7 protein-coding genes are annotated in these 7,125 nt (G+C 70.9%); all 7 read right to left on the bottom strand.

The features are described from left to right. Positions 1–129: 129 nt before the first annotated feature. A complete protein-coding gene (locus tag IEY63_RS18610; RefSeq protein WP_189070491.1) occupies positions 130–645 on the bottom strand; it encodes a CarD family transcriptional regulator in 516 nt (171 codons plus the stop codon). 224 nt (positions 646–869) lie between these two features. Then, entirely contained in the window at positions 870–1,622 is a 753-nt protein-coding gene (locus IEY63_RS18605; RefSeq protein WP_229784809.1) for an ABC transporter permease, read from the bottom strand. Further along, complete coding sequence (locus IEY63_RS18600; RefSeq protein ID WP_189070490.1) at positions 1,619–2,551, bottom strand: ABC transporter ATP-binding protein; 933 nt, start codon at positions 2,549–2,551, stop codon at positions 1,619–1,621. Before IEY63_RS18600 ends, IEY63_RS18605 begins: the two co-directional genes overlap by 4 nt. Continuing rightward, positions 2,548–3,732 (bottom strand): ABC transporter permease, encoded by a 1,185-nt coding sequence (locus tag IEY63_RS18595; RefSeq protein WP_189070489.1) that lies wholly within the window; start codon positions 3,730–3,732, stop codon positions 2,548–2,550. The genes IEY63_RS18600 and IEY63_RS18595 overlap by 4 nt, the downstream gene beginning before the upstream one ends. Positions 3,733–3,766: 34 nt before the next feature. Then, positions 3,767–4,681, bottom strand: a complete 915-nt coding sequence (locus IEY63_RS18590) for a glycine betaine ABC transporter substrate-binding protein (RefSeq protein ID WP_189070488.1) — start codon at positions 4,679–4,681, stop codon at positions 3,767–3,769. A 105-nt stretch (positions 4,682–4,786) separates the two neighbouring features. Further along, positions 4,787–5,080: an Lrp/AsnC ligand binding domain-containing protein gene (locus tag IEY63_RS18585; RefSeq protein ID WP_189070487.1), complete on the bottom strand. Its 294-nt coding sequence runs from the start codon at positions 5,078–5,080 to the stop codon at positions 4,787–4,789. A 99-nt stretch (positions 5,081–5,179) separates the two neighbouring features. Continuing rightward, on the bottom strand, positions 5,180–6,916 hold the full coding sequence (locus IEY63_RS18580; protein ID WP_189070486.1) for an E3 binding domain-containing protein: 1,737 nt from the start codon (positions 6,914–6,916) through the stop codon (positions 5,180–5,182). Between the last annotated feature and the right edge of the window lie 209 nt (positions 6,917–7,125).

Here is a 7,125-nt window from a genome sequence, read left to right as displayed (position 1 = left end):
CCCCACGGGCTGACTGCAACTCTGCTTCCTCACCCCCGACGCCTCCAGCGTCGGGGGTGCGCTTTATGACGCAGGACAGCTGAGGGCAGGCCAGAGATGCACTTCTGGCCTGCCCTGAGTAGTGTGGAATCAGTCAGCGGCCACCAGCTGTGGCGTTTCATTCCAGGCGTGCACCAGCAGCTGCTGCACGTCCTGTGCGCCGGAATCACTCAGGCCGCTGACCTCCTGCTCCAGCAGCTTGATCGCGCGGCGGAACGCCTGACGGTCCAGGTCTGGCAGGCCGCGTTCGACGTTCCAGCGGCGCAGTTCACAGGTGAGGATCGCCAGCTCAAAAGGGTTGCCGCTGACCAAGATCTCAGTCACGCGGCGGTGTCGGGCGGCCCACTGGCGGGGCAGGTTCAGGCGGCTGGTCTTCAGAGAGTCGAGCAGGGCCGGCATGTCGTGCGCCGTCAGCGCGGCGCGCATCCCGGCGATGTCCGGCGAGGCGACCGGTACGAAGGCGCGGCTGGCCGTGTTTGGGAAGTCCACCTGGTAGTAGGCCTGATCTTCCCCGGCTACGGGGCGCAGGCAGACGCTGCTCACCACCCCAATTCCGTATGGTGGAAGGACGACGCGATCACCGGGTTCAAAGGCGGTCTGCTTCAAGGTGTCACCTCTTGAGGCGGGCTGGACTGACGCTGAACTCGACCCACGGGCGGCGTGGGGCCGACCGCCTTGCCCTTCCAGAGCCCACAACAAAACGGCCCAGCACAGGGGCTGGGCCGTTACATCATCTGGGGAGAGGCAGGCAGATACCAAAAGGCATGTGCAGGTCGGAACAGGGAAGACCACCGAAGCTGCATGAGGCGCATTCTAGCGGAAAGTGACCCTCATGACATCTGTCCCGGTCGGCCCTCCAGCAGGCCGAGCCAGGCATCCAGTGTCAGCGCCAGGAGGGCAGAAAGCAGCGCCCCGCACAGAACGAGTGCGGTGTTCTGCTGCGACAGGCCGTTAATGATTGGTTCACCCAGGCCGCCAGCGCCCAGAGCGGCGCCCACTGTGGCCGTACCGACGTTGTACACCACGCTTGTGCGGAGGCCCGCCATGATCACCGGCCACGCCAGCGGCAGCTCCACCCGCCAGACCCGCTGCCAGGACGTCATGCCCATACCGCGCGCGGCGTCCAGGACGCCCGGATTCACGCCACTCAGGCCCAGGATACCGTTGCTGACGACCGGCACCAGCCCGTACACGATCAGGCCCAGCAGCGTCGGCGCCCAGCCGAAACCCAGCGCCGGCACCGCCAGCGCCAGAATCGCGAAGGTGGGCACCGTCTGCCCCAAACCCACCAGGGTCTCGGCCAGTTGCCGGGGCGCGTGCCAGCCGGGCCGGGTGACGGCCACAGCCAGCGGCAGGCCCAGCAGCAGCACCACCAGCCCAGACAGTGCCACGAGGCCGAGGTGCGTGAGGGTCAGGCGCCACAGTGGAGGATCGAAGGCCCCCACCTCGCCCAGGTGCAGCGGATTGATCAGGGCGGGCAGCACCCCAGGCAGCAGGCCCAGCAGCAGCAGGATGGGCCACAGCACGGCCCCCCAGGGCCAGCGGGCCCGGCCCGCTGCGCGCCCCACCCGCAGGGCCGTCACGCGCCGTCCCCGCCGCGCAGGTCCTGCCAGCGGACCGACCCCAGGACCTCCTCGCCGCGCATGACCTCCAGCGTGTCGTGCCCCTCGCGCAGCATGACGCTCAGGGCGCTGCGGGCGTTCAGGTCCGCGTTCACGCGTGGTGCGCCCGGAGAGGGGAGGCCCGCCCGGACGAATGCTGACACGGGCCGGCCCGCCAGCTGGCGCAGGGTGGCGTCCTCGCCCAGGAAATCCCGCACGAAGGCGCTCGCGGGGCGGTGGATCAGGTCGTCCGGCGTGCCGAACTGCTCCAGGCGGCCCGCACGCATCAGCGCCACGCGGTCCCCCAGGCGCAGCGCCTCATCAATGTCGTGCGTGACCATGATCACCGTCTTGCCCAGCTGACGCTGAATGCTGCGGAAAGCGTCCTGCAGGCGGTCGCGGGCCAGTGGATCCAGGGCGCCGAAGGGTTCATCCATCAGCAGCACAGGCGGGTCCGCGGCCAGCGCGCGCGCCACCCCCACCCGCTGCGCCTGCCCGCCGGACAGCTCTGCCGGGCGCTTGTCGCGGAAGGTCGCGGGCTCCAGACCCACCAGGTCCAGCAGTTCATCCACGCGGCGCGCCGTGGCGTGACGGTCGCGGCCCAGCAGGTCGGGAACGGTCGAGACGTTCTGCGCGACGCTGAGGTGCGGGAACAGCCCGATCTGCTGGATCACGTACCCGATCCCGCGGCGCAGCACCTCCGGCCGCAGGGTGCGCGTGTCCTGGCCGTTCAGCAGGATGCGCCCACCGGTGGGTTCGATCAGGCGGTTGATCATCCGCAGTGTGGTGGTCTTCCCGCACCCCGAGGGGCCCAGCAGCGCCGTCAGCTGCCCCTCCGGGAACGTCAGCGTCAGGTCCTGCACGGCGAACGCGTCGCCGTACCGTTTTTCCAGGTTCTGCACTTCAATCACGCGGCCCTCCCCAGGCGACGACCCAGCCAGTCCTCCAGCAGCCTGAGCGCGCCGTCCACGGCCATGGCCAGCAGCGCTGCCGGAATGGCGCCCAGCAGGATCAGGTCCGACGCGGCACTCTGAAGTCCCTTGAAAATGTACGTGCCCAGGCCGCCCGCCCCGATCAGCGCGGCCACGGCCGCCACGCCCACCAGCAGCACCGCCGCCTGCCGCACGCCGCCCAGCCACACGGGCAGTGCCAGCGGCACCAGCACCCGCCAGAACCGCTGCGCGGGCGTCATGCCCATGCCGCGCGCCGCGTCTACCACGCCCGCGGGCACGCCCCGCAGGGCAACCACGCCGTTGCGCAGGACGGGCAGCAGCGCGTACAGCGTCATCGCGGTCAGCGCCGGCGCCACGCCAATCCCACTGACGCCCGCCGCGCGCAGGGCCGGTACGGCATTCGCCAGGGCCGACAACGGAGCGATCAGCAGGCCCAGCAGCGCCAGGCTGGGCAGGGTCTGCACAGCGTTCGCGGTGCCCAGCACGGCGTCTGCCACGCGCGCCCGGCCCGAGGCCCACACTGCCAGCGGCCCGCCGATCAGCACGGACAGGCCCAGCGCGCTGCCCACCAGCCTCAGGTGCTGCGCCAGTTCCTGCACCCAGCGTGGCCCCTCGTTGCGGCCCTCGACCAGCACCGACCACTGCCCCAGGTGCCCGCCCGCCAGCAGCGCCAGCGCCGGCAGCAGCCACAACCACGCCACCCAGCGCCTCTCCGGCCACGCCAGCCCGGCCGCGTACGCCGCCACCCCCGCGCCCAGCAGGTACAGCCACACGCCACTGGCCGCGCTGGCCCGCGCGAACTCCGCCTGACCGACCAGCGCCGCGGCCGTCCGGTCGCCCAGCAGCCACACGCCCACGGTCACGGCCAGCGTCGCGGGCAGCCAAACCAAGTCCCGTCGCCACCCGCCCACCAGGGCTGGAAGGACGGCCAGTGCGAGTACCCCCACCAGCCAGGCCGGGGGGAGCCCCAGGTACTCGCCGGGTGCCAGGCGGTTCGGGCGCAGCAGCACCCACGGCAGCCACGCCCCGGCCAGCATGGGCAGCGCCGTCAGCCACAGGACCAGCCGGACGTCCCGCCGCGCCCCAGCAGCCGGGGCAGGAGCCTGCGCCCCTGCCCCGCCCTCCTGCCGCGCCGTCATGACAGGTGCTTGTTCCAGCGCGGGAAGAGGTTCATTACTTGATCAGCCCCTTGCCCTTCAGGTACTCGCGCGCCACGTCCTGCGCGGTGCGGCCCTCCAGGGCCACCTTCGCGTTCAGGCCCTGCAGGGTCGACTGAGTCAGCGTGGCAAAGGTCTTGTTCAGCAGGGCCGTGATCTGCGGGTTGGCTTTCAGCGTATCTGAGCGGATGATCGGCGCGGGCTGGTAGACCGCCTGCGCGCCCTTGGGGTCTTTCAGGGCGACCAGTTTCAGCGCGGCCAGCGTGCCGTCCGTGCCGTACGCCATGGCGGCGTTCACGCCGTTCGTGCCGTTCGCCGCGGCCTGCTGCGTCTGGGGCGGGGTGGCCCCGGCCAGGACCAGTTTCTGCTCGGCTTTCAGCTTGAAGCCGTACGCGGCCTCGAAGGCGAGCATGGTGTCAGGCCGGTTGAAGAACTCCGGGCTGCCCGCAATCTTGAACTTTCCGCCGCCATTGACGTACTTGGCGAGGTCCGCGACGCTGCTGAGCTTCGCACTCTGCGCCAGTGCCTGCGGTACCGCGATCACCCAGGTGTTGTTCACGTTCGCGGGCTTCAGCCACGTCACGCCGTTCTTGCTGTCCAGCTGCCGCGCCAGGCCGTAGATGGTCCCCGGATTGCCAGCCTGCTTGGCGCTGATCTTCGCCTGCGGGAACAGGTACACGGCATTGCCGGTGTACTCGGGGTACACGTCAATCTCGCCGGCCAGGATCGCCTTGCGGTTCACGCCGGTATCACCCAGGTTCGTCTTGTCGGTCACGTCCAGCCCGGCGTTGCGGAGCGTCAGGACGATCATCTGCCCGAGAATCTGCGCTTCGGGATCGAGTTTGCTGCCCACCACGATCGACTTGGCAGACGCGGCGCTGATCAGCAGGGTCACACCCAGCAGGGCGGCGCGCTTCAGTTGGTTTCGCATGCGGTCAACGTACCCGCCCGCCCTGGGCCCTCAGGTAGGGCAGGTCACAAAACCCACCGGGCACTCCCCGGCATGAAGATTTCTTAAAAGTCGCTCATCCGACCTTCAACGCTGCTGCGCTTCATCCAGGCCCACCCCGAACCCCTGATCAAGCAGCGCCTCGTTGTACGTGCGGAAGGCCAGCATCGTCTGCGTCCGCACGATGCCCTCCACCTTGCGCAGACCGCCCGTCACCACGTCATCCAGATCCTCATAGCGCGTGAGTTTCAGGATCGCCACGATGTCCCACTCTCCGGTCACCGAGTACACCTCACGCACGCTGGGCACCCCGGCCAGCGCCTCGGCCGTCTCCTGCACCCGCTGCCGCTCGGCCTGCACCATCACGATCGCTGTCACCATGCCCGCCATTGTGCGCCCTGCGCCCCGGCCCGCGCCAGCACAACAAAGGAAGGCCCGCGCCGCCCCCCGGAGGGAACGGCGCGGGCCATAAAGCCGGGCTTACAGCACCAGCAGGATCGGCTGTTCCAGCGTCCCGGCCACCTGCGCCAGGAACTGCGCGGCCCGCGCGGCGTCCACGTCCCCGTTCAGGGTCAGCGCGGCGCGCCCATCCTGCACGCGGCCCACGCTGAGCGTCGTCGTGTGCGGGAAGTGCAGGTCATCCAGATCCATCGCGCCGGCGTCCACGACCAGCAGGTCTGGCGTGCCCGCGAACGCGCCGGCGTCCAGCGCGTCGCGCAGGCTGCCGCTGCCCGCTGCGCGGGCGCCGTCCTGGGTGTGCATCGCCACGCCGCTGAGGCCCAGCGTGTCCGCGTGCCGCGCGGCCGCGCGCGCCACCAGCAGCGCCACCGGCAGGTCGCGTTCCAGCGCGGCCGTCACCTGATCACGCAGGTCGTGCAGGGCCGCCACGTTCGCGTCGCGGCGCAGGTAGGCGCCGAACCACACCGCGTTGCCGCTCGGTGCAGGCGTGACGGCTGCGGGCGCCTGCTCGGGCTCGGCGGCGGGTATTGCCGCCGCGGCAGGCTGTTCAGCCGGCTCCTCAGCGACCGGCTCAGCCGCAGTGACCTCTGCGGCCGCGGGTTCGGTCTGGCCGGATTCGGTTTCCGCGGCCACCACGTCGGCCGCTTCGGGCTCGCTGACTTCGGGCGCCTCGGTGGTGGGCGCCGCTTCCGGCATGACGTGCTGCGCGGCCGGTTCGCTCACCTCGGGTTCCGTGACCGGCTCCACGGCGGGCAGTTCGGTCGTCGATCCGGCGGGCGCCTCGTGCGCCTCGGCCACGGCGGCCTCCGGCTCGGCCGGCTGGCTCCACGCGGCGTCGTCCGCCTGACGGCCATCGCTCCAGGCGGGGGCGTCCTGCGGGGCAGGTTCCGGCTCGGTGGGTGCCTGTACGGGCACCGCGACTGGCTCCGTGACCTGAGGCTCGGGCGCGGCGCTGCTCACCGGTTCCGGCTGGGCAGGAGCCGTCTCGGCGGGTTTCTGGTACAGGCGCGACAGCAGGCTGCCCAGTCCGGCGGCCAGACCACCGGCCGCGGCGGGAGCAGCGGCCGGAGTCGGCTCGGCGGCCGCTACCTCTGCTGCGGGCTGCGCGGGCGTGGGGATCTCGGGGGTGGACAGGCTGGGCGCCTCCACCACTGCGGGCGAGGCCGGAGGTGCCTCGTGGGCAGCAGCCTCAGGGGCCGCCGCGGGGGTGGCGGCCGGGGTCCCCCAGTTCCAGCCGGCGGCTGGGGCGGGGGTGGGTTCGGGCGCCGCGACGGGTTCCGGCGTGGCGGTCTCGGCGACCGGGGTGACCGGTGCCGTCACCTCGGAGGTAGGGGCGCTGAAGCTCGGCGTGGCGGCCACTGGGGCCGGGGCCGCGTCGGGCTCGTCTTCCAGCTCGAACTCCATGGCGTCGTCGTCCAGGCTCGCGGTGGGTTGAGCAGGCACGCTGGGCGCCGCGGCGCGCGTCTGTTCCACGAAGGCCGTCAGGTCGGTGTCCACCCCGGCGCGGCTGAGCATGTCGGCGCTCATGCCGGCGCGGCCGAGCATGTCGGCCGTGGGGACTTCCTCGCCGTTCCAGTCAGGCGGGGGCAGATCCACGGGTGTGCTGGGCGGGTCTTCCTCACCACTCATGACGCGCGACAGGTAGTTCAGGATGTCCTGTTCCACGATCAGGCCACCTGCACCCGAACCCTGCAGTCTCTGCCAGTCAATCCCGTTCGCTTCCGCCAGAATCTTGGCGAGCGGAGCAATCCGATCCATTCAATTCCCCCTTTGTGCGCCACATTGTAAGCGACTTCCTGTTGGCGTGACGCGGTGTTCTTCCCACGGCCACCGCGGACCGTAAGCATGCGAGCTCGGCGCACATGTGGGCATGACAGCAAGCGTGCCCCGGCGCGTCTGACAGCGTTCTTTCAGGGCAGGCCACCTGCCCCGGTAAAGGGGTGCTACCCTGCGGGGCGACCCCGCGC

This window comes from Deinococcus radiotolerans (assembly GCF_014647435.1).
Taxonomy (GTDB): domain Bacteria; phylum Deinococcota; class Deinococci; order Deinococcales; family Deinococcaceae; genus Deinococcus; species Deinococcus radiotolerans.
This window is presented reverse-complemented; position numbering and strand designations above follow the sequence as displayed.

Bases quoted from the DNA above. Each gene is read 5' to 3' on its own strand.
- IEY63_RS18595 (WP_189070489.1), bottom strand. From the start codon at position 3,732: ATGACGGCGCGGCAGGAGGGCGGGGCAGGGGCGCAGGCTCCTGCCCCG.
- IEY63_RS18590 (WP_189070488.1), bottom strand. From the start codon at position 4,681: ATGCGAAACCAACTGAAGCGCGCCGCCCTGCTGGGTGTGACCCTGCTG.
- IEY63_RS18585 (WP_189070487.1), bottom strand. From the start codon at position 5,080: ATGGTGACAGCGATCGTGATGGTGCAGGCCGAGCGGCAGCGGGTGCAG.
- IEY63_RS18580 (WP_189070486.1), bottom strand. From the start codon at position 6,916: ATGGATCGGATTGCTCCGCTCGCCAAGATTCTGGCGGAAGCGAACGGG.